The sequence below is a fragment of the Corynebacterium sp. KPL2895 genome, assembly GCF_040225815.1.
GTDB lineage: Bacteria > Actinomycetota > Actinomycetes > Mycobacteriales > Mycobacteriaceae > Corynebacterium > Corynebacterium rhinophilum.
On record NZ_JBEHFY010000001.1, the window covers coordinates 179912 to 204061 of the forward strand.

Annotated in this window: 23 protein-coding genes, 1 tRNA gene, 1 pseudogene and 1 riboswitch; of the genes and pseudogenes, 13 read left to right on the top strand and 12 right to left on the bottom strand. The window is 59.1% G+C overall.

The features are described from left to right. Positions 1–69 precede the first annotated feature (69 nt). A riboswitch (TPP riboswitch) is annotated at positions 70–163 on the top strand. From thiM to ABRP95_RS00865, 3 genes are all read left to right on the top strand, one after another. Beyond that, positions 151–975: a hydroxyethylthiazole kinase gene (gene thiM, locus ABRP95_RS00855; RefSeq protein WP_349838783.1), complete on the top strand. Its 825-nt coding sequence runs from the start codon at positions 151–153 to the stop codon at positions 973–975. Its footprint overlaps the riboswitch before it by 13 nt. Continuing rightward, positions 972–1601 (top strand): thiamine phosphate synthase, encoded by a 630-nt coding sequence (gene thiE / locus ABRP95_RS00860; RefSeq protein WP_284796141.1) that lies wholly within the window; start codon positions 972–974, stop codon positions 1599–1601. The genes thiM and thiE overlap by 4 nt, the downstream gene beginning before the upstream one ends. Further along, complete coding sequence (locus ABRP95_RS00865) at positions 1594–3129, top strand: bifunctional hydroxymethylpyrimidine kinase/phosphomethylpyrimidine kinase (RefSeq protein WP_349838784.1); 1536 nt, start codon at positions 1594–1596, stop codon at positions 3127–3129. The genes thiE and ABRP95_RS00865 overlap by 8 nt, the downstream gene beginning before the upstream one ends. A gap of 4 nt (positions 3130–3133) precedes the next feature. On the opposite strand, the gene ABRP95_RS00870 is transcribed toward ABRP95_RS00865, so the two are convergent. After that, entirely contained in the window at positions 3134–3736 is a 603-nt protein-coding gene (locus ABRP95_RS00870) for a class I SAM-dependent methyltransferase (protein ID WP_023017516.1), read from the bottom strand. A gap of 116 nt (positions 3737–3852) precedes the next feature. On the opposite strand from ABRP95_RS00870, the gene corA reads away from it, so the two are divergent. Further along, positions 3853–4926, top strand: a complete 1074-nt coding sequence (gene corA, locus ABRP95_RS00875; protein ID WP_005279244.1) for a magnesium/cobalt transporter CorA — start codon at positions 3853–3855, stop codon at positions 4924–4926. Here the strand turns inward: corA and ABRP95_RS00880 are convergent. Continuing rightward, the gene (locus ABRP95_RS00880) at positions 4923–5378 is read right to left on the bottom strand and encodes a PaaI family thioesterase (protein ID WP_284796144.1); all 456 of its coding nucleotides are present in this window, start codon (positions 5376–5378) and stop codon (positions 4923–4925) included. The two genes, corA and ABRP95_RS00880, sit on opposite strands and share 4 nt — an antisense overlap. 59 nt (positions 5379–5437) lie before the next feature. On the opposite strand from ABRP95_RS00880, the gene gnd reads away from it, so the two are divergent. Next, a complete protein-coding gene (gene gnd / locus ABRP95_RS00885) occupies positions 5438–6889 on the top strand; it encodes an NADP-dependent phosphogluconate dehydrogenase (RefSeq protein ID WP_284796146.1) in 1452 nt (483 codons plus the stop codon). Between the two features lie 61 nt (positions 6890–6950). On the opposite strand, the gene ABRP95_RS00890 is transcribed toward gnd, so the two are convergent. Further along, positions 6951–8480: an SLC13 family permease gene (locus ABRP95_RS00890; RefSeq protein ID WP_284770688.1), complete on the bottom strand. Its 1530-nt coding sequence runs from the start codon at positions 8478–8480 to the stop codon at positions 6951–6953. Positions 8481–8707: 227 nt separating this feature from the next. Here ABRP95_RS00890 and ABRP95_RS00895 point away from each other — a divergent pair, with 227 nt between their 5' ends. From ABRP95_RS00895 to ABRP95_RS00905, 3 genes are all read left to right on the top strand, one after another. Then, positions 8708–10015, top strand: a complete 1308-nt coding sequence (locus ABRP95_RS00895; RefSeq protein WP_349838785.1) for a DEAD/DEAH box helicase — start codon at positions 8708–8710, stop codon at positions 10013–10015. A gap of 67 nt (positions 10016–10082) precedes the next feature. Then, complete coding sequence (locus tag ABRP95_RS00900; protein ID WP_410757594.1) at positions 10083–10895, top strand: 3-methyladenine DNA glycosylase; 813 nt, start codon at positions 10083–10085, stop codon at positions 10893–10895. A 48-nt stretch (positions 10896–10943) separates the two neighbouring features. Further along, complete coding sequence (locus ABRP95_RS00905; protein ID WP_284770691.1) at positions 10944–11744, top strand: vWA domain-containing protein; 801 nt, start codon at positions 10944–10946, stop codon at positions 11742–11744. Positions 11745–11807: 63 nt separating this feature from the next. On the opposite strand, the gene ABRP95_RS00910 is transcribed toward ABRP95_RS00905, so the two are convergent. From ABRP95_RS00910 to secA2, 5 genes are all read right to left on the bottom strand, one after another. Further along, positions 11808–12371: a MerR family transcriptional regulator gene (locus ABRP95_RS00910; protein ID WP_005282882.1), complete on the bottom strand. Its 564-nt coding sequence runs from the start codon at positions 12369–12371 to the stop codon at positions 11808–11810. Positions 12372–12517: 146 nt separating this feature from the next. Beyond that, complete coding sequence (locus ABRP95_RS00915; RefSeq protein WP_284771855.1) at positions 12518–13111, bottom strand: bifunctional nuclease family protein; 594 nt, start codon at positions 13109–13111, stop codon at positions 12518–12520. Positions 13112–13149: 38 nt separating this feature from the next. Then, positions 13150–13896 (bottom strand): transcriptional regulator FtsR, encoded by a 747-nt coding sequence (gene ftsR, locus ABRP95_RS00920; protein ID WP_284782844.1) that lies wholly within the window; start codon positions 13894–13896, stop codon positions 13150–13152. Between the two features lie 100 nt (positions 13897–13996). Next, positions 13997–14431 carry an oxoglutarate dehydrogenase inhibitor Odhl gene (gene odhI / locus ABRP95_RS00925; protein WP_005279257.1) on the bottom strand — a complete coding sequence of 145 codons (435 nt, stop codon included), beginning with the start codon at positions 14429–14431 and terminating at the stop codon, positions 13997–13999. An 85-nt stretch (positions 14432–14516) separates the two neighbouring features. After that, entirely contained in the window at positions 14517–16808 is a 2292-nt protein-coding gene (secA2, locus tag ABRP95_RS00930) for an accessory Sec system translocase SecA2 (RefSeq protein ID WP_349838786.1), read from the bottom strand. 87 nt (positions 16809–16895) lie between these two features. Here secA2 and ABRP95_RS00935 point away from each other — a divergent pair, with 87 nt between their 5' ends. The 3 genes from ABRP95_RS00935 to ABRP95_RS00945 all read left to right on the top strand — a co-directional run bounded on the left by ABRP95_RS00935 (position 16896) and on the right by ABRP95_RS00945 (position 18604). After that, positions 16896–18056: a bifunctional alpha/beta hydrolase/OsmC family protein gene (locus ABRP95_RS00935; RefSeq protein ID WP_349838787.1), complete on the top strand. Its 1161-nt coding sequence runs from the start codon at positions 16896–16898 to the stop codon at positions 18054–18056. Beyond that, complete coding sequence (locus tag ABRP95_RS00940; RefSeq protein ID WP_284770696.1) at positions 18056–18454, top strand: YchJ family protein; 399 nt, start codon at positions 18056–18058, stop codon at positions 18452–18454. Before ABRP95_RS00935 ends, ABRP95_RS00940 begins: the two co-directional genes overlap by 1 nt. Before the next feature lie 76 nt (positions 18455–18530). Next, positions 18531–18604 (top strand) — tRNA-Pro (locus ABRP95_RS00945). A 221-nt stretch (positions 18605–18825) separates the two neighbouring features. On the opposite strand, the gene ABRP95_RS00950 is transcribed toward ABRP95_RS00945, so the two are convergent. From ABRP95_RS00950 to ABRP95_RS00960, 3 genes are all read right to left on the bottom strand, one after another. After that, a complete protein-coding gene (locus ABRP95_RS00950; protein WP_349838788.1) occupies positions 18826–20526 on the bottom strand; it encodes a hypothetical protein in 1701 nt (566 codons plus the stop codon). Between the two features lie 66 nt (positions 20527–20592). Further along, entirely contained in the window at positions 20593–21150 is a 558-nt protein-coding gene (locus tag ABRP95_RS00955) for a hypothetical protein (protein WP_349838789.1), read from the bottom strand. Positions 21151–21205: 55 nt separating this feature from the next. Further along, positions 21206–21478 (bottom strand): hypothetical protein, encoded by a 273-nt coding sequence (locus tag ABRP95_RS00960; protein WP_349838790.1) that lies wholly within the window; start codon positions 21476–21478, stop codon positions 21206–21208. A 165-nt stretch (positions 21479–21643) separates the two neighbouring features. Here ABRP95_RS00960 and ABRP95_RS00965 point away from each other — a divergent pair, with 165 nt between their 5' ends. Further along, on the top strand, positions 21644–21955 hold the full coding sequence (locus ABRP95_RS00965; RefSeq protein ID WP_349838791.1) for a helix-turn-helix domain-containing protein: 312 nt from the start codon (positions 21644–21646) through the stop codon (positions 21953–21955). A 269-nt stretch (positions 21956–22224) separates the two neighbouring features. On the opposite strand, the gene ABRP95_RS00970 is transcribed toward ABRP95_RS00965, so the two are convergent. Next, positions 22225–23220, bottom strand: coding sequence for a tyrosine-type recombinase/integrase (locus ABRP95_RS00970; RefSeq protein ID WP_349838793.1), 996 nt, complete (start codon positions 23218–23220; stop codon positions 22225–22227). A 613-nt stretch (positions 23221–23833) separates the two neighbouring features. Between ABRP95_RS00970 and ABRP95_RS00975 the strand changes: the two are divergent. Beyond that, positions 23834–24150, top strand: a pseudogene (locus ABRP95_RS00975) (hypothetical protein); the annotation flags it as partial.

A 24150-nucleotide genomic window follows, 5' to 3' on the forward strand; every position in this document is an offset into this window, starting at 1 on the left:
CGCTATGGGGCTGTGGGCGGCGGCTTTTGTGGTTTTCGTTCCTATTTTCCCATTTTTGTTAGGCTTGGGCATTACAACATGGGGTGCCACGCAGTGGCTGAGATACACCCATTGAACCTGCTCTCAGTTAGAACTAGCGAAGGGATTGTTGTGGATTGTTCATTTCTCTGTGCCCACGATGCGGTGCGCGATACCGCTCCACTTATTCAGTGCTTGACCAATAAGGTCGTCAGCAATATTTCTGCCAATGCGCTTTTGGCCATCGGCGCCAGCCCGGCAATGGTAGATACCCCAGATGAGTCGCAAGATTTTGCGAAGATCGCCAGCGGTGTGCTTATCAATTGCGGAACCCCGAATTCCGAGCAATACGCCGGCATGCGAGAGGCAATCGCCGGTGCGACCGCGGCTAGAAACCCGTGGGTCCTCGATCCCGTCGGCGCGGGTGGTCTGCAAAAGCGCACCGAGTTCATGCATGAAGTCTTGCCGCAGCGCCCGACGGCGATTCGCGGCAACGCCTCCGAAATCATCGCTTTGGCCGGAACCGGAGCCGGCGGGCGCGGCGTGGAATCTACCGATGGCGTGGAGGCGGCACTGGAACCAGCGCTCAAACTGTCCCGGGATACTGGAGCCGTAATTGCCGTGTCTGGCCCCACGGATCTCATCGTGCAGACAGGCGAAACGCCGCGTGCGGTAAGCCTCGAGTCTGGACACCCGATGCTGCAAAACGTCATCGGCACGGGTTGTTCGCTGGGCGCTATCTGCGCGGCTTACCTGGCAGCGTGGGAGGATCCATTCACAGCGATCATCGCAGCGCATGCGCATGTGGGGGCCGCAGGCAGCGTTGCCGCGGAGAAATCCACGGCGCCCGGCTCCTTTGCGGTTGCCTGGCTCGATGCGCTGTATGAGCTGTCCACCGGTGGGATCGAGGAGCGGATCTCTGCCTCCGAGGTCGCAGACGTTGCGGAGCTGTCATGAGCATCGATTGGACGCTGTATCTCATCACCGATCCTGAGCTCGCCGGCGGGCGGGACAAGGTCGTTCCCATCGTGCAAGAGGCGGTTCGCGGCGGGGCTACCGTCGTGCAATTGCGCGATAAGGAGGCCAGCGACGAGGAGGTCGAGGCTACCGCCCGCGAACTCATGAAGGTCTTAGGCGGCGTACCGCTTTTTATCAATGACCGTGTCGAGGTAGCGGCCAAGGTAGGCTGCCACCTGCACATTGGCCAAAACGATATGGATTTACACCAAGCACGGGAGCTGCTTGGCCCCGATAAGCTCATCGGGCTTTCTGTGGGCACGCGGGAAGAGCTGGACGCCATTGACCCGCAGGAGGCCCCCGATGTCATTGGCATCGGCCCGGTTCACTCGACGGCGACCAAGAAGAATGCGCCAGCGGGAATCGGTGCCGAGGCCGCCAGGCGGCTTGCCACCGCGGCGCGCGAACGCGGCATCGAGTCCGTCGCCATCGGCGGCATCAAGGCACACAATGCCCACGAACTTTCTGCAAGCGACTTCGCAGGGATCTGCGTGGTCAGCGACATTATGGCTGCCGATGACCCGGCAGCGGCAGCACACAACCTAAAGGAGGCCTACTGTGGCTAAAGGAACCTCCCCCCGTATTCTCTCGATTGCTGGAACCGATCCCACAGGCGGAGCCGGCATCCAGGCCGATTTGAAGTCCATCGCCGCCGCGGGCGGGTATGGAATGAGCGTGGTCACCGCGCTGGTGGCCCAAAATACCCAGGGCGTGCGCAGCGTCCACGTCCCGCCGCTGGATTTCCTCCAAGAGCAGCTGGATTCCGTCCGCGAAGACGTAAACATCGATGCCATCAAGATCGGCATGCTGGCCGATGCCCCCATCACCGACCTCGTATCCACGTTCCTCGACCAGATCGCCCCGTCCGTCCCCGTGGTCTTGGACCCGGTCATGGTGGCCACCAGTGGCGACCGCCTCTTGGACCCCGCGGCGGAAAAGGCGGTGCGCGAGCTGTGTTCCCGAGCTGATGTCATCACGCCCAACCTCAAGGAGCTGGCCGTCCTGACACAGACGGAGGAAGCCACGGATTTGGACCGTGCCATCGAGGTGGCTAAGACGTGGGCCGCTGAGGCGGATACGGCGGTCATCGTCAAGGGCGGGCACCTTGACTCGGCGATTGCCGATAACGCCGTGGTCACTGCCGATGGCAAGGTTCACCGCGTGGAATCGGCTCGAGTGCAGACCAAGAATACCCACGGCACGGGCTGCTCCCTCTCCTCTGCCCTAGCAACGCGGCTAGGTGCAGGCGATGATGCCGCCACCGCCCTAGAGTGGTCCACGGACTGGCTGCACGAGGCGATTGCCAACGCGGATGCGCTGGCCGTCGGCAAAGGCAGCGGGCCGGTAGACCACCTGCACCGCCCGCAGCGCTTGATGCGGGCTGCGTCCTCGGTACCGCTTCCTCACTTGTCCGGGCCATTGGAAGAGGTAGAAAATGCCGATCAGCCGCGAGTAGCGGCCGCTGGCCCGTACACGCAGCGCCTGTGGAATATCGCGGCGGAGCACTGGGAGCAGGTAAAGGCACTACCCTTTATTCAGAAGCTGGGGTCCGGGGCACTTGCCAACGATGCTTTCAGCTTCTACCTCGATCAGGATTCGCAATACCTGGCGTCCTACTCGAAGGCCTTGGCTCGCCTGGCCAGCCAAGCGCCCGATACCGCACAGCAATTGCACTGGGCGCAGGGCGCCTACGAATGCCTCGCGGAGGAGGCTGAACTGCACCGCGGATGGTTGAAGGATTCTGCTACTACGGCGCTATCGCGGGTCACCAGTGCCTATACGGATTTTCTCATCCGCAGCACGCACACGGATGATTATGCGGTTGGCATCGCGGCGGTACTTCCCTGCTACTGGCTGTATGCGGAGGTAGGCCTGCACTTGGCGGAATTCGACTCGCCCGATCACCCCTACCATGCTTGGTTGGAGGTGTACGGCGGGGAAGATTTCCTCGCCGGGGTGCGCGAGAGCATCAAGATTGTGGAGGAAACTTTAGAAAAGGCGGATGAGGCCACTCGGACCCGTGCCGAGCGCGCCTTTATCAGCGCCAGCATCCACGAGGTCGATTTCTTCGACCAAGCGGACCGGCGCTTTTAAGGCCTTAGGCCAAGAGGTCCGCACCCGGGCGGGATAGCACGGCGACCAAAAAGGTGGAATGCTCCGAAAATAGCTTCATGTCCCAGGAAGAAAACGTGAAGTCAACGCGGTAGCCCACCTTCTGCGCCATATCGAGGAAGTCCTGGAAGTCCCATCCGCGGCCTTCCCCAAAGCCGGTGACGAAGCGCCCGCCGGGGGTCAGCGAGTTAAAAATATTCCGCAGGGCTTCCTCGCGGCCATCCACGGCCAAAAAGCCCATGACGTTTCCTGCGGAAACAGCCAAGTCAAAGGGGCCTTCAGGAACCTCTTCCGTGCACAGGTCCCCGACGAACCACTCGCCGTCGGGGAAGTCATGTTCGGCGTGTTCGATCAAAATGGGATCCACGTCAATGCCCACCACGCTGTGTCCGCGGCGCAGCAATTCCCCGCCGACGCGGCCGGTTCCACAGCCGGCGTCGAGGATGGTGGAATTGCGTTCCACCATGGCATCGACAAGCCGGGCCTCCCCATGAATGTCTTTGCCCTGCGCCTCAAGCATCTTCCATTTGCGGGCGAAATTATGGGAGTGGGCGGGATTGGCTTCGGTAACTTCTTTCCACGTTGGCATAGATTCGATTATATTACCCACCGTCGGTGTAAGCTTTACCCGCTGCGTAAAACGTGGCCCGTTTTACTACTTGATTGCGTTACTATCCGCACTACCGTGCAAAGGAGGCTGAAACGATGCCGTCCGTACCCACGCCCTTTAGAGGCCGAAAGAAATCCACGCCTCCTAGCCAGCCCTCCTTCCCGCCGGTTCCCGCGGAGCGCGCCATTGAGCACTGCCGCGTCTTCGTCGATGGTGAGGCCCTGCCCGGCGAGTATTCCGCGCATTCCGCCTTGGAAACCGTGGCGGAATACGGCCGCGGGTTCGTCTGGGTGGGCCTGCATGAGCCCTATGAATCCCAGATGACGAAGATCGCTTCGCAATTTGGCATCCACGAGCTCATCGTGGAAGACGCCGTCATGGCCCACCAGCGCCCGAAGCTGGAGCGCTACGATGACCAGCTCTTTGTGGTGGCCCGCTCGGTGAATTACCGCGACCACGATGAGGTGAAAGATAAGCGCCAGATTATTTCCACGGGCGAAATCCAGATGATTATGGGCTCTAACTTCATCATTACCGTTCGCCACGGTGCGAAGCTGCCCAATCTGGCCTACACGGTCGAAGACGAGCAGGACCTGGTGGAGCTCGGCCCCGTCGCCATGGCCTGGAAGATCCTGGACATGATGGTGGACCGCTACTCCGAGGTCGCCCGCCTGATTAGCGATGAAGTCGATGAACTCGAAGAGGAAATCTTTACCCCGAACCTCAAATTCGACGTCGACCGCATTTATATGTTCAAGCGCGAAGTCTTGGAGATGAAGCACGCCATTTATCCGCTGTCTGCGGCGCTAAAGGCGATGGTCTCGGATCACAAGGATCTCATCTCTAAGCAGATCCGGTCCTACCTGCGCGATGTCTATGACCACGAGCTCGTGGTCAATGACTTGGTCGCCAGCTTCGATGAACGCCTGACCTCGCTTATTGATGCCTCGGTGGCCAAGGTCACCATGCAGCAAAACTCGGATATGCGCACGATCTCGGCCGTCGTCGGTATGTGGGCCGCGCCGACCCTCGTCGCCGGTATTTACGGCATGAACTTCGATATCATGCCGGAGCTTCACTGGGCCTTTGGCTATCCCATGGCAATCATCATCATGGTCGCTGTCGTGGGCGGCCTGTGGGCGTGGTTCCGGAAGAACCACTGGCTCTAGCTGCGCTCAGCCATAATCATGGTGCGCAGCGTGGTGCGTGCAACTAGGGTGTCTCCTTGGCACATTTCTACGCTCCACACGTGGGTCCGCGTGCCCAATTGAATGGGGGTGGCCACAGCTTCTAGCTCGCCCTCACCTGTCGCCTTGATGAAGTCCGTGGAGTTATTGACCCCCATCGCTGGGGCATCGGCAGCCGCGACGCTGGCAAGGGAGGCCACCGTTTCCGCGATGGTGCAATATAGCCCGCCATTCGCCACGCCCCACGGTTGGTGGTGCTGAGGGGTCACGGTGAGGTGTGCGCGGGCCTCGGTCGGGCCCACGCGGTCGAAGGTGAGCCCGATGAACTCAGCAAGCCCGCCGTTAACCGAATTTAGTTTCTCCAGTTCCTCCTCGTTGAGCAGGCGCGTATGCGCGGTATGGAGTAAGTCATTGAGTATCTGGGTATCTGACATAGCCTTCAAGCTTAGCCGCCAGCGCGGCGAAAGTGAGGCGGTGACGTAGGATAGGCACCATGACTGAAAAGAACGAACTTGCGCACATTGGTGTTGTCGGCCTAGCGGTAATGGGCTCCAACCTGGCCCGCAACTTTGCCCGCAATGGCAATACCGTCGCCGTCTATAATCGCAGCCCAGAAAAGACCCACGCCCTCATTGAGGCCCACGGCGACGAAGGAAACTTTATTCCTTCCGAGTCCATCGCGGATTTCGTGGCTTCCTTGGAGCGCCCCCGCAAGGCCATCATCATGGTGCAGGCGGGCAAGGCCACCGATGCGGTCATTGACCAGCTTGCCGATGCCATGGATGACGGCGATATCATCATCGATGGCGGCAATGCGCTGTTTACGGATACCATTCGCCGCGAAAAGGAAGTGGCCGAGCGCGGTAAGCACTTCGTGGGCGCTGGCATTTCCGGCGGCGAAGAAGGCGCCTTGAACGGCCCATCCATCATGCCTGGTGGTCCGGCTGAGTCCTGGGAGACCCTCGGCCCCATCCTGGAGTCCATCGCCGCGGAGGTCGATGGCACCCCGTGCGTGACCCACATCGGCCCGGATGGCGCCGGCCACTTCGTCAAAATGGTCCACAACGGCATCGAGTACGCCGATATGCAGGTCATCGGCGAGGCCTACCAGCTGCTGCGCTACGGCGCTGGCATGGAGCCTGCCGAGATTGCGGAGATTTTCAAGGAATGGAACTCCGGCGACCTGGACTCCTACCTCATTGAGATCACCGCCGAGGTACTGGCCCAGAAGGATCCGGACACGGGCGCCCCGCTTGTCGATGTCATCTTGGACGCCGCCGGCCAGAAAGGTACCGGCCGCTGGACTGCCATCAATGGCTTGGAATTGGGCGTGCCAATTACTGGTATCGCCGAGTCCGTCTTTGCCCGCGCACTGTCTTCTTCGAGCCAGCAGCGCGCCGCCGCGCAGGAGGGACAGCTTCCAGCAGGCACGAACGCGGACTTCGACATCGACAAGGATGCCTTCATCGAAGACGTTCGCCGTGCGTTGTATGCCGCCAAGCTCATCGCCTACTCCCAGGGCTTCGATGAGATCAAGGCTGGTTCCACCGAATTCGGTTGGGATGTCGATCCGCGCGACCTAGCAACCATCTGGCGCGGCGGCTGCATCATCCGCGCTAAGTTCTTGGACCGCATCCGCGAGGCATTTGATACCAATCCAGAGCTTCCCGCCCTCATCCTGGATCCCTACTTCAAGGGTGAGCTGGAAGACCTCATCGAACCGTGGCGCCGCGTCGTCGTCGCTGCAACCCAGATGGGCCTGCCGGCTCCGGTCTTTGCCTCCTCGCTGTCATACTACGACAGCCTGCGCGCCACCCGCCTGCCCGCCGCCCTTATCCAGGGCCAGCGCGACTTCTTTGGTGCGCACACCTTCAAGCGCACCGACAAGCCCGGCACCTTCCACGTCGAGTGGTCCGGTGATCGCAGCCTGACGCAGACGGATTAAGCGCTGCATATAAAAAGGGAGGACCTGCACCGTGCAGGCCCTCCCTTTTTAGTACCTGGTGTTAGACCAAGCCGAGCCACGCCCAATAGGTGGCAGAGAGCAGCAGGATGAGCAGGTATCCGACGATGGTCAGCGGGATACCAGAGCGAAGGAATTGCTTGGTGCTAAAGGCGCCGGTGCCATAGGCCAGCATATTTTGCGGCGCGGAGACGGGCAGCAAGAACCCGAAGCAGATGACGAACTGCTGGATGACCACGAAGCCGATGCCGCCGTTGGGCACATCCAGTGTGGCGGCCAAGGCGATAAAGACCGGGATGAGCGCGGAGGCCAGCGAGGTAGCAGAGGCAAAGCCCAAGTGGATCAGGATATTAAATAGCGATACCAATGCAATAGTTGCCAGAATCGGCAGCGAATCCAGCCCCATAAGCCCAAAGGTCTTTTCTGATAACCACGTGGCAGCGCCCGTATCCAGCAGGAACGAGCCGAGGGAAATGCCAATGGCAAAGACGATGAGGGTACCCCAGCTCACGGATATTTGCGCTTCTGGCCAGGTAAACACGCCGATCTTCGGTAACAGCATCAGGGCAACGGCCACCGCAGTAATGACGGCCGAGCTAATCGGGTGCAGCAGTCCCTCCGTGGCCCAGAAGAAGAGCAGGAGAAGGGAAAATCCGATGAGCCTTTTCTCTTCCGGTGAGGTGGGCCCGAGATCCTCTAGCTGCTTGGCGATGAGCTCCTTTCCTCCCTCAATGCGTTCCGTTTCCGGTTTGATGACGGCGCGCATGATGAAATACAACGCAATGGACATCAGGATGGACCACGGCGCGGCCCAAATGAACCATTGGCCCCACGAGACCGACTGCCCCATTTGATCCTCGATAAATCCCACCGCCACGAGGTTTTGTGCGGCGGCGGTCTTGATGCCCACGTTCCAGATCGATACGGCCTGCGCTGCGGTAATGACGAGCAAGGCGCCCAGCTTCGACTCATAGGACAAGCCGAAGGCGGCTACCATACCGAGCAAGATGGGCACTACGGCGCCCGCACGCGCGGTGGCAGAGGGAACGAAGAAGGCCAAGATGATGGCAATCGCAATGGCGCCGATAACGATGTGGGAGGTCTTCTCCCCCGCGATCTTCAACACGTACAAGGCAATCCGCTTATGCAAGCCCGTAGCCTGCATCGCTCCGGCCAAGATCAGTGCCGCGGCCACGAGTGCTACCGCGGAGGAGGAAAATCCTGTCATCGCGACCTTGAGGGCATTGGAGGTGCCGTAGATGCCATCGGATTCTGGATCCGGCCCAAGCCCCAAAAGCAGCGAGATAAGGCCGACGATCAGCAGGGCACTTACCGGATAGCTCACGGCCTCGGTCACCCACATGATCACCGCGAAGGCCAGCATGCCCAGAGCCACTTTGGCAGGCCAGTCGAGTCCCGGGATCGGGATAACTAAGACGGCCGCTAAGGCCACGAAGGCCAGCGCGAACCACACGGCGTCAAGGTGATACCTCTCCTTCTTCGTGGGCTCAGTTGATTCCTGTGGCGAGGAGTGGGAAGAAGAACTGGCTGCGGTTGCTTGTGCTTGAGCCATGGAGACGACTCCTTAACAGTTCGTAATGGCCCTGGAAGGGGCCTGTGAGTGGAGGAATAAATCTTGCGTGCTTCCCAGCACCACCTTCCACGTTAGGTAGTAACCAGTGAAATACCTAAAACAGGACCCTATTTTTGCTATGGGATTTCTCACTTGTACGGTGGTCCACCAATCGTGCGTTGCCCGATGCAGGATTTTACGCACCCACCGGTTAGAATTGCCCAACGATGACTACTTTTGCCGAACTCGGCTTACCTCAGCGCGTGGTTCACGTTCTACACAACCAAGGAATCACGGAAGCATTTCCCATCCAAGCCGCAGCTATCCCGGATGTACTCGCAGGCAAAGACGTACTTGGCCGTGGGCCTACCGGTTCCGGAAAGACCTTTACCTTTGGGCTTCCCACATTGGCCCGATTGGTTGGCTCGGGCGCCTCTACCCCGGGCCAGCCCCGCGCGGTCGTGCTCGCCCCCACCCGCGAGTTAGCGACGCAGATCCAGCAACGCCTCGATGAACCCGCCGCCGCATTAGGGCTGCGCGTTCTCGCGGTGGTCGGCGGCGTCAATATCAACCACCACATTCGCTCTCTGGCGCGTCCAGTGGACCTCTTGGTCGCCACACCTGGTCGCGCTCAGGATCTCATCGCACAAGGCAAGTTGTCCTTTGACAAGGTACAGATCACTACCTTGGACGAGGCAGACCAGATGGCCGATATGGGGTTTCTTCCCCAGGTGCGCAAGCTTTTAAACTACACCCCACCCACCGGTCAGCGGCTGCTTTTTTCTGCGACCCTCGATGGGGATGTTAATAAGCTGGTCGAGCAATTCCTGCACGATCCCGTGATCCACTCCACGGCTCCCGTCGCCGCAGCGGTGGATTCGATGTCGCACCACCTGTTTTTCCTGGGTGATCGCCCCGCCCGCAACGAGGTGGTCATGCGCATCGCCGCGCGCGCAGGCAAGACCATCATGTTCATGCGTACCAAGCACGGCGTGGATAGGCAGGTGAAAAAGCTTCGGCGTGCCGGCATTAACGCCTATCCACTGCACGGGGATAAGGGCCAGGGCGCGCGCACCCGCGCCATTTCTGGCTTTGCCGATGGCTCCATTCCAGTCCTCGTTGCCACCGATATCGCGGCGCGCGGCATCGATATTGCAGACGTTTCACTCGTCGTCCACGTGGATCCGCCTGCAGAACACAAGGCCTACCTCCACCGCGCAGGGCGTACTGCGCGCGGCGGCGCAACAGGCACGGTGGTTACCTTGGTCACTGATGAACAGCGCTCAGAGGTAGCTGCCCTCATCAAGAAGGCCGGTGTGAGCGCTACCGAACACGATATTTCCCACCGCGAAAATCTGGCCGGTGCTCCTGAGCTGCGCACGGTCACCGGCGCCCGCAAGCCGCACGGACCGGCCCTTCCACCGCCGGGCCAAGACGGGTCTAACGGCGCGGGCCAGCAACAAAAGAAACAATCCCCACGCCAACAAAAGCGGCAGGTTGGTGGAGCCAGGAGGGGTAAGGGGCGGCGTCGCTAAGCGCTAGCGCAATAGAAAGGAGGAGACGCCCGTGCAGGTTTTATCTACCACTGACTGGACCGCCCGCATGGATGAGCACGAACGGCGGGCGGCGGACCGACTGGAGAGGTTTCGCCATCCGGGCAGCTATCATCCCGTATTTGATTTCCTCTTTGAGTATTACCCTGTCCGCCCGTCGCACCTAAAGCGCTGGCACCCGGGCATTGACACGGCGCTCGAGGGTGACGCGCCGCAGGCTAGCTGGCGCGATTACCACGAGACTGCGGACGGCATCACCGTGGACGTGGAGTCCTATATGCAACGGCGCGGAAGTTCCGTTGACTATATTTTGGATCTGCTGCGGCGCTCTGCCACCAACCCGGTGCACTTTGATTGCTTTGGTCTGCATGAATGGGCGATGGTTTACCACACCGATTCCCCACGCCATGATCTCCCGCTGCGCTTAGGCGCAGAAGGAACCAACCGCGTCGTTGATACTCATTCCCTAAAGTGCTCGCATTATGATGCGTTCCGTTTCTTTACTCTGCCGGCGCGCCCGCTCAATCTGACGGTGCTCCACCGTGAGGATCAACCTGCCAATGACCAAGCAGGCTGCGTGCACGTGACCATGGACCTTTATAAATGGGCGTGGAAGCTGGGGCCCTTGGTCCCAGGCGATCTCTTCCTCGATTGCCTGGATCTGGCTATCGATGCCCGCATCCTTGACATGGAGGCCTCCCCGTACGATTGCCGTAATTGGGGCCTTGGGGTAGTTCCTATTGAAACACCAGAGGGCAAGGCGACGTATGTCAACCGTCAACGGGGCCTCGCGCAGCGAGCGCAACCGCTGCGCGAGCGGCTTGTCGCAGTAATGGAAAGGGCTTATTGCCAGTTACACTAGATTAAACGCATCATGCGCTGGCTCGGGAGTTTTGGAGAAAGGCACTACATGGCACGGCACTCAAACGGGGAAAACAGATTCGCACTAGCTGGCTGGGTTATCGCGGTTATCATCATCGCAATCCTTGCCGTCATCGCACCGTTGATTTTCCTGTTGCGCGCTGGGGATGACTCTGGAGAGCCTACGGCCGCAGAAACCGCGTCCCAATCCCCTGTGGAAAGCAGCCCAGGAGTCTCCTCCTCCGCTCCGAGTACGCCGGACGACGGCGAAGAGGCTTCGGGCTCGGCTTCCTCTTCCACCGTGGAGATGGCCCCCAATACTCTCCTGCTCGTTGATACTTCTGCGAATATGACCGCGATGTTTGATGCAACGCAACAGGCGCTATCTGGCACCGCGGAAAAATTGAGTGACAACAATAGCCAGGTAGCCTTGTGGAACTATTCGTCCCCCATTTCGGAGGCCGCGTCGGTGGGGTACCGCGATAACCTCGGATTCGGCAATGGCCCTGCGGTGCCGAAGACACTCGCGGCATTCGGCACCGGTGGGGTGCCGCAATCGCGCAGCGCCACAATTGCCGCGCTGAACACCGCTGCGGATCAGGCCGCCGGTACCAACCGGAAGGCACGGGTGCTCCTCGTGACAACGGGCACCGAGCTCGATATGGACGATGCCCAGTTTGCCGCCGCTCTTGACGGCGCGAAGTCAGACAACGTAGAGCTATCCGTCGTCCACGTGGGCCCAGGGGCTATCGATGAACAGCTAAAGAACGCCGCTGACAACTTCACTAGCGTCGATGCGGGTACGCAGGAGGACCTCAACGCCGCGATGGATAAGGCCGCTGGGGTTTAAACAAAAAAGTTCTCCCTCCACCCCCGTGAGCTGGGGTCTGGAGGGAGAACTTATTAAGAAGACTTAGGAACTCTTGCGGTTGCGGCGAGCGGCGAGCTCATCCAAGCCAACCACGTTGTCATCGGGCAATTCCTCGATGCGCTCTGCGGGGAAGGACGTAATCGTGCCGGACAGTTCCTTCAAGATTCCCGGCACTGCGATGCCGAAGACACCCTGCCCGCCGGCGAGAAGGTCAATGACCTCATCATTGGAGCGGCACTCGTACACGGTAGTGCCATCAGAGACGAGGGTGAGCTCAGCCAAATCGTTAACGCCGCGGTCATGCAACGATTCCACGGCCAAACGGATATTCTGCAGGGAAATGCCGGTGTCGAGCAGGCGCTTGACAATCTTGAGGACCAAGACGTCCTTGAAAGAATAAAGGCGCTGTGAACCCGAGCCGCGGGCGGTGCGAATGGAGGGGTTGACCAAGTTGGTGCGTGCCCAGTAGTCCAACTGGCGATAGGTGATGCCAGCAACCTGGCAGGCGATGGGCACGCGGTACCCCACTTCTTCGTCCGGTCCCACATCAAAGAGGGATTCTTGGACGTACTGGGACTCGGACTGAGTGTCCTCGGTGATGCTCACGTAATTACTCCAATGGGGTTTGTTGGAAGCTCTAAAGATCAATTAAATGCCAAGCGCACACCCCCGTCAAGCGGTGCTTGCTTAACCTTCGAGTACAACTTTAGACTTTAAAAACCACATTGTCACCATTAGTCACACGCGTGTCATTAATTTTTTTCGTCTTCTTCCCCCGTGTGGAAATCGGATTCATCCATGCCAAGGCTGCGCATCATCTCTTCGAAATCGGCATCGGCCTGCGCGTTTCCGGATGCAGAGGTGCTTTCCTCGGCGGAGGAGGCATCGCTGTCTTCCCAGTCCTGTGTGGGGGTAGGAAGCTCGAGGTCGAAGTATTCCTTGATGTCCTCCTCGCTGGCGAAGACGGATACCTGCGCCAAGAGCGCAGATTCGGCAACGATGGGCACCTTAAAGTACTCGGCTACCGCCAAGGCATCGCTTACACGCGCATCAAAAACTTCACCTTGCGCGGTCTGAATATCCACCATGAAGGTGCCTTGATGGTGGTTGACAATCTCGATGGCCTCGACGCCACCTGCAGCCTCCAAGACCTCGCACAGAAGATCGTGGGTCGTGGGGCGGTTCGGGCGCTGGTCAGCAAAAACGGTAGCCAATTGGATTCCGTCTACGGCCGAAAGCCAGACGGGAATGAGGCGATTGTCTTCGGGCCAACGCAGCAGTGCGCAGACATCATCTTCTGGCCCAAGCTGGTGAATGCCGTGAAATTCAAGGGTTACATCACTCATAGCTACCACTCTCCCACATGGGAGGCAGCCATGGTGAGTTAGCCGTTAAATTCGTGGCGCAAATCCGTCTTTACCAAGGTGGCATGCAAAGAAACCACTAGCGCCGTCATCTGCTGGGACAGTTCTTCTGCCTGCTGGTGAGCGGTATCGGAATTCGAGTGCGCTACGGGGGCCGCGACTTGGGAGATTAAATCCGCCTGGCGGCGGGCGCTATTTCGCAGGGACTTCAGCTGGCTAGAGCTAAAGCCAAAAGCCTGCAGTGCAACTGCGGCAGAAGCAATGGCCACATCATCGGTATTGAAAAATCCCGCGGCATCCGGCTTAATGAGCTTGTCCTTGATAAAGGTGGCAATATCCGCCTCGGATGCTCCGGCTTGCTCTGCTACCTCGGCATCGGTCAAGCGCGTTACCGCGGGTGCTTTGAACTGTTGCGGGGACAGTAAGGTCTCCGCATTGCCAGCAGAAACAATGGCGGTGACCTGGCCGGAATCCATTGCTTCCAGCTGCTCGCGGATAACCTTAAGCGGGGTGTAATTATCCCGCTGGGTGGTCAAGATATAGCGCAACCTATCCACGTCTTCCTGCGTGAACCGGCGGTAGCCGGAGGCAGTGCGCTGGGGAGAAATTAGCCCCTCTGACTCGAGGAAGCGGATTTTAGACACAGTGACATCAGGAAATTGCTGATTCAGCGTTTCTAAGACCACGCCAATGGACATGGTCTTAGCCTTCTTCGTGTTCGGGCTCTTGCGGCGAGCTGATGCCGCCGCGGATTCTGCTGCGCTCACTGTGTCTATCTCTTTACAGGTGTCTCAGTAGTCGTTAAATATAAAAAGGAGACTAAACCGCTTTAACCGAGTCCGGCAAAACGGTTTGTCTGCTGCAGTTTTAGTCCTGCTTGGTGATGAATACGAGGCGGAATTTACCGATTTGAATCTCATCTCCAACCTCGAGCGCCTGCGAATTGCGCGGCTCGCGGTTGACGTAGGTGCCGTTCAAGGATCCCACGTCTACTACCTCGAATTGGCCGTCATCGTTCTTGCGGAATTCGGCGTGGCGGCGGGAAACGGTGACATCATCCAGGAAGATATCTGCCTCTGGGTGGCGCCCTGCCGTGGTGGTGTCCTGATCCAGCAGGAAGCGGGCACCGGCATTGGAGCCGCGCTTGACGACGAGCAACGCCTGGCCATCTTCCAGGTTTTCCGTACCTACCGCAGAGGTATCGGTTCCCTTGGTGCCATTTTCCATTTCCTTGAGCAGGTCAGCGCGGAATACAGAGGTGGTCTCCACCTGTGGTTCCGGGGTTCCGGTGTTCTCGCTCATTGTTACCTCCGGGGATTAGTTTTGAGTTACTTATACCAATAATAGCGACTCTTCCGAGTCTGTGATCTCTCAGTGGGCAATTATTTCACCGGAAAATGTTTCCGATGCCGCTCAACACGGAATTTCCCTGCCCCGCAAGGGGGTTATCAGAGACCATATAGGTCCACGTTGCGCTTGGACGGTTCAACCCAGAGTCTGCAAGGTGTGCCCCCTCAGAGTCAATAGGCACCTGCCTGAAGGTCTCTACTGACTGATCCACCGCCCGCTGCGCCAAGTCCTTAAACTCGCGCACCGCAATGCGGTGATACTCATCGATCGGGGTCTCGCGCGCGATGGCGCGCAGGTGGATGGATTCGCGCACATCATCGAGCAGTTCGAGGTGGTCTGCCCAGCCCATGTCCAGGTGATACAGCATGATTTCGCGCGCTGCCTGGATGCGCACTACCTCCGGGATATCCGCAAGCTCGCTGGCCCGCTCTGGTGCGCGGTCGGCTAGTTCCTGCCATGCCTGGTCCGTATCCAATAGCGTTGCACGGCGCTTATCGATGATGATGCGCTGATCCGCCAAGAGCTGGTTATACTTCCAGGTCTGGGCGTGAATTTCTAGCAACTGGCCCTCTGTCACCCGCTGGCAATGGGCGACAAAGTCCTGCACCCGCTTGGATTCGATGAGCCCGCCAGGGCCAGGTTGCGCGCTGACCTTTTCCCCAGCGCCGCCTTGTTGCACCACATCATCTTCCAGGGAGACAAAAAACAGCGCCAGGCCAGGATCTCCTTGGCGCCCTGCACGCCCGCGCAGCTGGTTATCGAGCCGCGCCGTGCGGTGCCGGGAGGTGCCGATCACGGCAAGGCCGCCGCGTTCGGCCACCTCATCGTGGTCGGCCTCATCGGCACCACCGAGCTTGATGTCGGTACCGCGGCCGGCCATTTGTGTGGAGACGGTTACCCGCCCAATATCGCCGGCTTCGGCGACAATCTGTGCCTCTTCGCGGTCATTTTTGGCGTTGAGCACGTTGACTTCGATATCGCGATCGCGCAAGGCCTCCGCCAAATTTTCTGATTCCGCAACGTCTTGGGTTCCCACAAGCACTGGTTGACCGGCTTCGTGCAGGTGGGCAATTTCTTCGACGATGGCCGCTGACTTCTCCCCTATGGTGGCAAAAATGCGATCTTGTTCATCGAAGCGCTGCAGTGGCTTATTCCGATCGATCACGGAAACGTGCAGGTCATAAAATTGCCGCAGCTGGTCGGTGGCCTCTACCGCAGTACCCGTCATTCCACAGACCAGCGGGTACCGTCGCATGAGTTCTTGCAGGGTAATCGTATCGAGGATGCGCCCGCCCTCAGAGACTTCCAAGCCCTCTTTGGCCTCTACCGCTGCCTGCAGCCCGTCGGGCCAGCGTTGCAGATCGGCGACGCGACCACGGGAGGCATCGATAAGCTGCAGCTTGCCGTCCACCACGATGTAGTGAATATCGCGTATCAACAGCGCCTTTGCGTGCAGCGCCAAGTTGACCTTGACGAGGACGGTGCCGATATTGTCCTCGGAATAAAGGGAATCGATGCCGAGCTCTCGCTCTACGCGGGCTGCGCCGACATCGGTAAGCTGCACCGTGCGCCCGTCATCTGAGATGACGTACTCGTGGTTCTCTCGGAGGCGGGAGACCACATTGGTAATTTGCCCCGTGGGAGCTTCACCGGGGCGATTTCCTGCCAGAACCAGGGGCACGAGGGCCTCATCCACTAGGACGGAATCGGCCTCGTCCACCAAGGCGACATCGCCAGGCGCCTGCACCGTCTGTGCGCGTTCGGTGATCTGGTTATCGCGCAATAGGTCAAATCCCAATTCATTGACCGGGGAATAAATAATATTCTGCGCATAGGCTGCGCGGCGCTCATCCGCGCTCATGCCCTCCGTGACGGAGGCTACCTGCAGCCCAAAAAATTCCACGACAGGCCGCATCCATTCGGCATCGCGGCTGGCCAGATAGTCATTGACCGTCACGACGTGGACGCGCTTTCCAGTCAGCGCGAAACCCGTTGCGGCCATCGCGCCAACGAGAGTCTTGCCCTCACCGGTAGCCATTTGAATGACATCGCCGGTAAGCAGTCGCAGTACCGCCTGCGATTGCACGGTGAATGGGTGCAGGCCCAGGGTGCGTTCACACGCGACGGCAAGGGCACCCAGGAATTGGGCCTTGTCTGCGACCTCGCCGCCGCGCACCGCATCGCGGGCGGCTTGGGCCACGGCAGCATCGTCGCTCTGCGCGAATTTCTCCGCGGCGGAGCGAGCTTCATCCACGATGGCCTTGGATTTCTTATCGTTTCGCTCGCTTTGCGAGCCCATCGCTTTCCAGAACCAATCGAATGCTCCCACGACAATTCCTCCTTTAGGGGCTGGCTGCCTACGACTCTAGTCAACCTCATCTGGCTTGGAACCTATGGGGCCGTTATTGTAGGTGCCATGCAATCCGTCAATGTTAAGCTGCCGTCCAGCCGAGGAACCGAGATGGCAGGAACCATCGACTTTCCTGATGCTCCCCCTCTCGCCTTCGCCGTCTTCGCGCATTGCTTTGCCGGCTCGCGCCATACCCCTGGCGCGGCCCGCACTTCGAAGCAATTAACGGAATTCGGCATCGCCACCCTGCGCTTTGATTTCCCCGGTCTGGGGCAATCAGAAGGCGAGTTTGCGGACACCACCTTTAACCAAAATGTCGACGATATCCGCGCCGCAGCGGACTGGCTAGAAGAACACTATTCCGCACCACAGATGCTCATTGGCCACTCCTTGGGCGGCGCGGCGGTGCTCAAGGCCGCCACTGCAATGAAAAAGATTCGGGCCGTGGCCACCATTGGCGCCCCCTTTGATCCCGCACACTCCGTGTTGCACTACGCGGATAAGATTGGCGAGGTAGACGCTAATGGTGAGGTCGAGGTTGTCTTGGGCGGCAGGGCCCTGACCATTTCGCGCAAATTCCTGGAGGATTTGGCAGAAACCAACCCGGAAGAATACCTACCGCGGTTGCGCAAGCCCCTATTGTCCCTCCATTCCCCCATCGATCAGACGGTGGGCATCGATAATGCGCAGAATATCTTCCGCATGACCCGCTACCCCAAATCCCTCGTCTCGTTGGATAAGGCCGATCACCTGCTCACCAAGCAGGGGACGGCTGCCCGCGCCGCCGATCTGATCGGGGCTTGGTCCAGGCAATTTATCGTTCCCGACTATGAACCCGAAGAAGTGGGCACGGATGCCGCCATTGCCCACCCTGCTACTGGCACCAAATTCGGCGTCGTGGTGCGCCACAATGATCACTCCGTGACCGCGGACCGCACCAAAAAGGAAGGCGGCAAGGGCAAGGGCTTTACCGCAACCGGCCTGCTCATGTCGGCCTTGGCAGCTGCCTCCACCCAGGCCATCAAGGAGGCCGGCAAGAAGCTTGCGCTTGACGATGTCCACGTATCCATCACCCAGACCGGTACCACCTCCTTCGAGCGCCGCATCGAACTAAAAGGCTCCTTGAGCGATTCCGATATCGATGCACTGCGCGCAGCCGCGCGTGATACCGATGTCGAGCGCATGGCCGCCGGCGCCACCATCACCGATATCGTGGACTCCAACTAATGGTGGCCCTCAATCCCATCGCCGATTCCCGCCGCTGCCCCTGCACGAGCGGGCTGAGCTTTGGCGAATGCTGCGGCAAGTACCATGCCGGTGCCAAAGCTCCCACAGCCGAGGCCTTGATGCGGTCACGCTTTAGCGCCTTCGTCAGCGGCGATGAGGACTACCTCCTGCGCACCTGGGATCCGGTGACTCGGCCGAGCTCATTGGACTTGGCTGACTCCCCCATCCGGTTCTACCGCCTCGATATCCTCGATACCGAAGGCGGTGGTCTTGTAGACGATGAAGGCATCGTGGAATTTGAGGCCTTCTACAAGGGCGAGGCAGTGGGCTCCCAGCGGGAGCGATCGTCTTTCCGGCGCCTTAATGGCGCATGGGTCTATTCCACCGGCGAGCTTTAATGCAGGTCACGGCCTAGATTTCACTGTGGAATTATCCTGATGTAATCTAGGGCAGTCGCAACAAATAATGCGACGCCGGGCTATGGCGCAGTTTGGTAGCGCACTACACTGGGGGTGTAGGGGTCGCAGGTTCAAATCCTGTTAGCCCGACAAATTATCCCGACGGTTTTGCGAATCTAGCTTGAATCATTTGCGAAACTGTCTCCGACAGATAAACCCACCGCTTTACCGCGGTGGGTTTAGTCGTTTTCGCTCTGATCCAGTCGTTGACTAATAAGAAACACAACATGGTTCGTCCCCTCTAAAACGACTTCTAGCCCGGAACCCCATGTGGTTTTCCGAGCTAGAAACAAAGTTGTATTCAGTTGGTCTTAAGCAGCCTCGCGCGCAGGCGGCGCGTTCGGGCTTGCCTTCTCGCGCGCCGGATCGCGCGGCGGCTGCGGATCTCGCGTGCCAGGTGGCGGGGTCTTTTCGTCCCTTTCCACCCGGCCAAGAAAGCGCCGAATCATGGATACATTGGCCGCAACCACACCAAGGGCCGTATAGAAAAAGGCCGCAGCAAAACCACGAACGGGCCTGCGGGTGTGATCGCCAATAGCGGCACCACCACGATTGTTCTTTACATAGTCATTGCGGGTTTCAATCACGTTGCGCCAGGTGCCATACACCTTCTTCCATTCCGGTGTCTTAAAAGCAGGGCCAGTTTGGCGGTAGCGCATTCCCTCCTTATTCGGGATAGTTACCGAGACCTTATTGGTACAGCACTTTCCTTTTGCCTTGCGCGCAGTAGATAGATTTGGCCCGGAGATGGAGGGTAGTCCTCTGTCTCTCGCGTCCTGGCGCTGACTCTTTTCCACCAAGGGACATGCCAGTGTCTTTCCTTTACCTCGACCTGGACACATAAACATCTGACTCTCACCGGAGAGCTTCTTGCCTTTTCTCCGCATGGCAAAGGCGCGGCGCTCGTTGATCCGCTGGTTGTAGGTGGCCTCATCAATACGCCCGGCATAGAAGTCTTCAGTGGCTTCCACCAGAGGTTTCGGCATGGCCGGGCAGTACCAGTGGCCTTCAACTAACCCCATGGTTTCATAGGATCCGCGCTTTCCCAGCTGGTTGGTTTTGTAGTCTCCCACCAGCGTGTATCCCTTTTTACGCAGTGGTTCATGGAAGTGTTTGGTCTTAGCCACCGCGAAGTACGCACGATCGCCCACCACTATGCTCTTAGGTGTCTCGGGGTCGTCAGTTAAATGCCGCATGGCTTCCAGCCCACGGATCGCAGGGTTGTGGCTGGGCCGGTCGAATCCGATGCCCATAATCAGGTGTGGCTGTGCATATGGGCCTTGGTCTTGAATGACACCGGCAACAAGTGTGGCCTCCCAACCCCACACATGCTTGGCGTTTCGCTTTCGCTTTGATTCGCCATGTGTTTCCTGCCGCTCGTCTCGCGAGTACCAGCCTGCTTCCGGTTCAGAAGACATGAGATCGTCTGGTTGGTTCGTCCATCGGTTGTTGCCACGGCGCACTCCTGGAATCAGGGTGCCGTCTAAGGTGAGGTCTCCCTGCCAATTGGCTCGGTATTCTTCGGGCATGTCCTGAGTGCTAGCCATAACCAGCTCATTGAACACGTAGGTGGCGCGCTGCCATTTTTCTTCGCGGCGCTCAGAGTCTTGTTCGCCCATCAGACGGTTGAACTCGCTGCGGGTAAGCCTGGCGCGGTGCGGGATGTTGTCGAATGGGTCAACGACATTAAGGAATCTGTGCAACGCGCGCCACAGGCGGTAGTACCACAGGTCGTGCTGAACAAAGTAGTTATCTCCTACCCGTCGTGCCCTATCGCGGCTGGGCAGGTTAAGGAGTTCTAAAGCCTTGTCTGTCGTGTCAGGCGAGGCCAAAAGTGTCGTCATGGTGGTCAAGTGCATGGGTTGACCAGAGCGCGCCAGAATCAGGTAGAGCGCGAGGATGGTGCGGTCGTTAACGGATTTAGGCCTGCCTCCTTTGGCGGGGTCGTAGCCGTCTACGCACCGCCAGGTGTCAAGATGGTGGCAGATGTCGGTGCGGTCGATGATGGTCAATGCCCAGGAAACGCTGGCTCCATCCAGGCGAAGCAGCGGGGTGGGTGTGGTGTTGAAGTGGGCCACCTAGAATTCGCCTCCTGCTCTCGGTTCGACGACTCGAAGCGGCGGGTAATCTGGTTCGTCCCTGTTGCCGCTTATCCACTCACGGTATTCGGTCTCGGTGAGCGCGCCAGATTCAACGATCATGTGGTGAAACGTGTCCTGGAAGGGCTGAATGTTTCCGGTGGCATAGAGCAGCTGGTTAAAGTCCACGCGCTCGGCGGCGTGGTCGGCGATCCAGGTATAGCGCAGCCTAGGAAGTGTCGGGGCAAGGCCGGTACTCGATGGGTTTGGGCTCGTCCTTTGAATGAAGTCAGATATGAGGTGTGGGCCTGTGGCATCATTGCGGCGGCGCGCTGAGTTGGGTTTCACAAGTGGTTCGTCCCTGCGATCCTCGCCCACACCATGCAGCACCTGGCGCATGAGATCGTCAAAAGGTGCCGTCAGCGGAACAGTACGCGGCGTAATACCACGACCACCGCGAGCACGAACTGCTAGTACCGTGCCAAAGTCGGTGAAGTCGCCATAGCGGCAGTGATAGATTTCCTCGGTGGACATGCCAGCACCCAGGGCCAGTGACACGATGATGCAGGCCACGCCCCGCGACTCGCGTCGCGGGCGGGAGTGAACCCAATCATCAATGCGGATAAGTTCGCTGGCGTTGTAGGCTCGGCGCGGAGCTTTTTGCTGCTGGGTAAAAGACCTCCGGCAATTCTTCTGCCCATTCCAGCGCGCCTTTCAGGCCAATGACATGGCTTGCGCAGCGGTTCAAGGTGCGGCGGGTGGCATTGAGGCTGGGCTTGGATAAATCTGCTGTACGGGCTTGCAGGTAGGTGCGAATTTTTCCGCCATCGCGCAGCAGGTAGATGCAGCCATCCACGTCGATGTCGTCGTACCAGCGATCGCGCATGTAGCAAAAATATGTCGCGAGTACGCGCTTGCGGTTGCGCTGAACGGTGGGAGTAGTAGGCGGGAGTAATCCGCGTGTAGTCAGTGTGTCGATCACAGCGTAGACCTCACTGTATTTAGACTGAGGTGGTTCGTCTTTTTCATCTGGTTCAAAGGAAGTGGTCTCGTGGCTTCCGACCTTCCCGCCGAAGCTCCGGTCAGGCGTTACGCCAACTGGCCTCATGCCCATATCGAGGCCCACGATCCGGTCATGCGGAAATTGCAGTACTTTTCCCGCAACGTCCAGCAGCTCACCCTGAACGGGAGCTACCCCAGTGCCAAGCATTTGGCTGATGCTTGTGGTATCCCCGCCTCCACCATCACCCGAATCATCCGCGGCGAGATGATCCCGACGGGACGTGTCATTGCCAATATCGAGGTCACTACAGGCGAGGCCTTGTGGCCGAACCATCGCAGCCACCGATACGGCAGTCAATGACCCCAGTGTTGGAAACTGCATGTTTCCAACACTGGTGAGTCGGGCGTGAGTTACATGGGTGTCGTTCATGGCTCACGAGGTGAGCACACCTACACCACGAACTAGGTGGCGGTGCCTTCTTACCTCATTCCATGATTAAACCCGCAGTTCACAGGGTAGTTCGTCCCTGGTGCGTTCTGTGCACCATGAGACCAGTTTTGCGTATCCGCAATTCGACTTTGCAGATATGCAATCGCTAGGGCTAGCTCAGGAAGTCTCCGTGAGCCGAGCTACAGCACGTACAGGCCTCCACCTGGGGTGCCATGGGTAGAGCCTCCAGCCAAAAGAATCCGGTAGGCATGGCGGCGGTTAGCTCCGGCCTCGACCACGTAGTCCTCGAACTGGTGCAAAGACTTTAGCCCTGCCGCAGCACACAGCACATCAGTGGGAACACCTTCCGCAATGCGGCCAATGATCCAGGTGTTGCGCAACCTGCGGGTATCCGGCACCATGTCCGGCGATATACTAGGTATTACCCGGCGCAGGTAGGCAGAGAGCTGGCTAACGTTCTCGTTGTCCCGGCCCGGCCTAAACAGGTAGTCCTCCGGGCCGGTAGCCATAATGACCGGCTGTATTAGCTCGGTATGAGACTTCAAAAGTGGCACCTCGCGCGGGCCAGCCCCGCGGTAACCGTGCGGAAACAGCAGTACTCCGTCGCCGTCAACGCGCACGTCTTTGCCGCGCAGCGTGCAGATTTCTCCCGCGCGCAGCCCCGCCCCCAGGGTAAGAGCTAGCACCGTGGTGAAGTTGCGGCGGCGGGCAGCGGTGGGTTGCGACTCGGCCCAGTCCCACAGCCTGTCGCAGGCATAAGTGTCGTAGGGTTCAAGGGTTGGCTCATAACTAATCGGGTGCTGGTAGTCAGGGTTCCAGTCGTCGTTGATCGCTTCTGCAACACGGCACAGCAGCGAGCGCTGGGTTCCAGCGGTGGACGGACTGAGCTTTGCGCCATCTCCGGCAAGGAAGTAGTTGCCGATGATGTCGGGGTGGAAGACGGTCTCGACAGTCACCACGCCGTAGCTCACCCAGACCCAGGCGGCGAGCTTGGACACGCAGTTGAGTGTGTTGCGCAGTGCGTCGCGGCTGGTGTTATCCGGGGTGATGTTAAGTGCGCGCACGCACTCGCGGGTGAAGTCGGCGACGTGGCTCCACGGCTCGGAGCGCACGGCGTGTGGTGTGCAGTTGGCGATGATCGCCTCATAGTCGGCGGTGGTGTAGTTACTGGACATGGGCCTTTCCTTCGTCGGCACGATCGCAGTGGAATGGGGCGGTGTAGTGGATGCTACGTGGCTAGGCCACGCAGTGCACTCCGCTACACATAGTCTTGTTTGCCGATATGCAATATGGCTAGCAGGTGACCTCACCCCGCCAACTTCGCAGGAATTCCTTATATGACCTGCGTGTTTGCGGTTCCGCAAAAATCTACCGGACGAACCACCACACTATATTGGGCTATTGCGTATGGGGACATGCCATATTTAGTACCCCCGCGCGAGCTTCGGACGTGGCCCTAACCCTACCCACCAAGTCCGTCAAGGCCCCGCTTTGTGGCCCACAGCTATGTCCACCACAACATGTAGATCCACTGCCCCCGGTTGTGGCTAGCCGTTTCACCCGCGACCTGGGCGGAGATTGGCGCGCGGCTCACACCGGCTAGCGTGACCACCGTCGGGCGCGATTGCGTATCCGCAATTCCATCTCGTTCCGCGTGGCCCATTGCCATACCTCGCACATCGGAAGACCACCGCGCGGGCGGTTTGCATATTCGCAAATTTCTACCCGTTGCCGTGCCCGGCACTTTACATTTCCACTGCTCACACCCTCAAAGGAAAGGGACGAACCATGTCCACACTCGACATGAGCACACCACTGTACTGCCAGTACTTCACCACCGAAATCACAGCAAGCGACCTGCCACTTATCACCGCCACCCTGCGAGCAGGGCACCAGGTAGCTGACACCATGCTGTCGATGGCTACCGCCGCGCTCTACAACTACACCCTGACTTTTACCGGCGAGTCCGGTAGGTTCACCGACCACGACGACCGCGTGCTCACTGCCTTCTCCTCGCTGGCTGGGCCTGACCCCCGAAAAGTGGACACATCGGGGGCTAGCTATGCTGCTGTGGTCAGTATAGCCGAAGACTTGGTTTCAAAGAC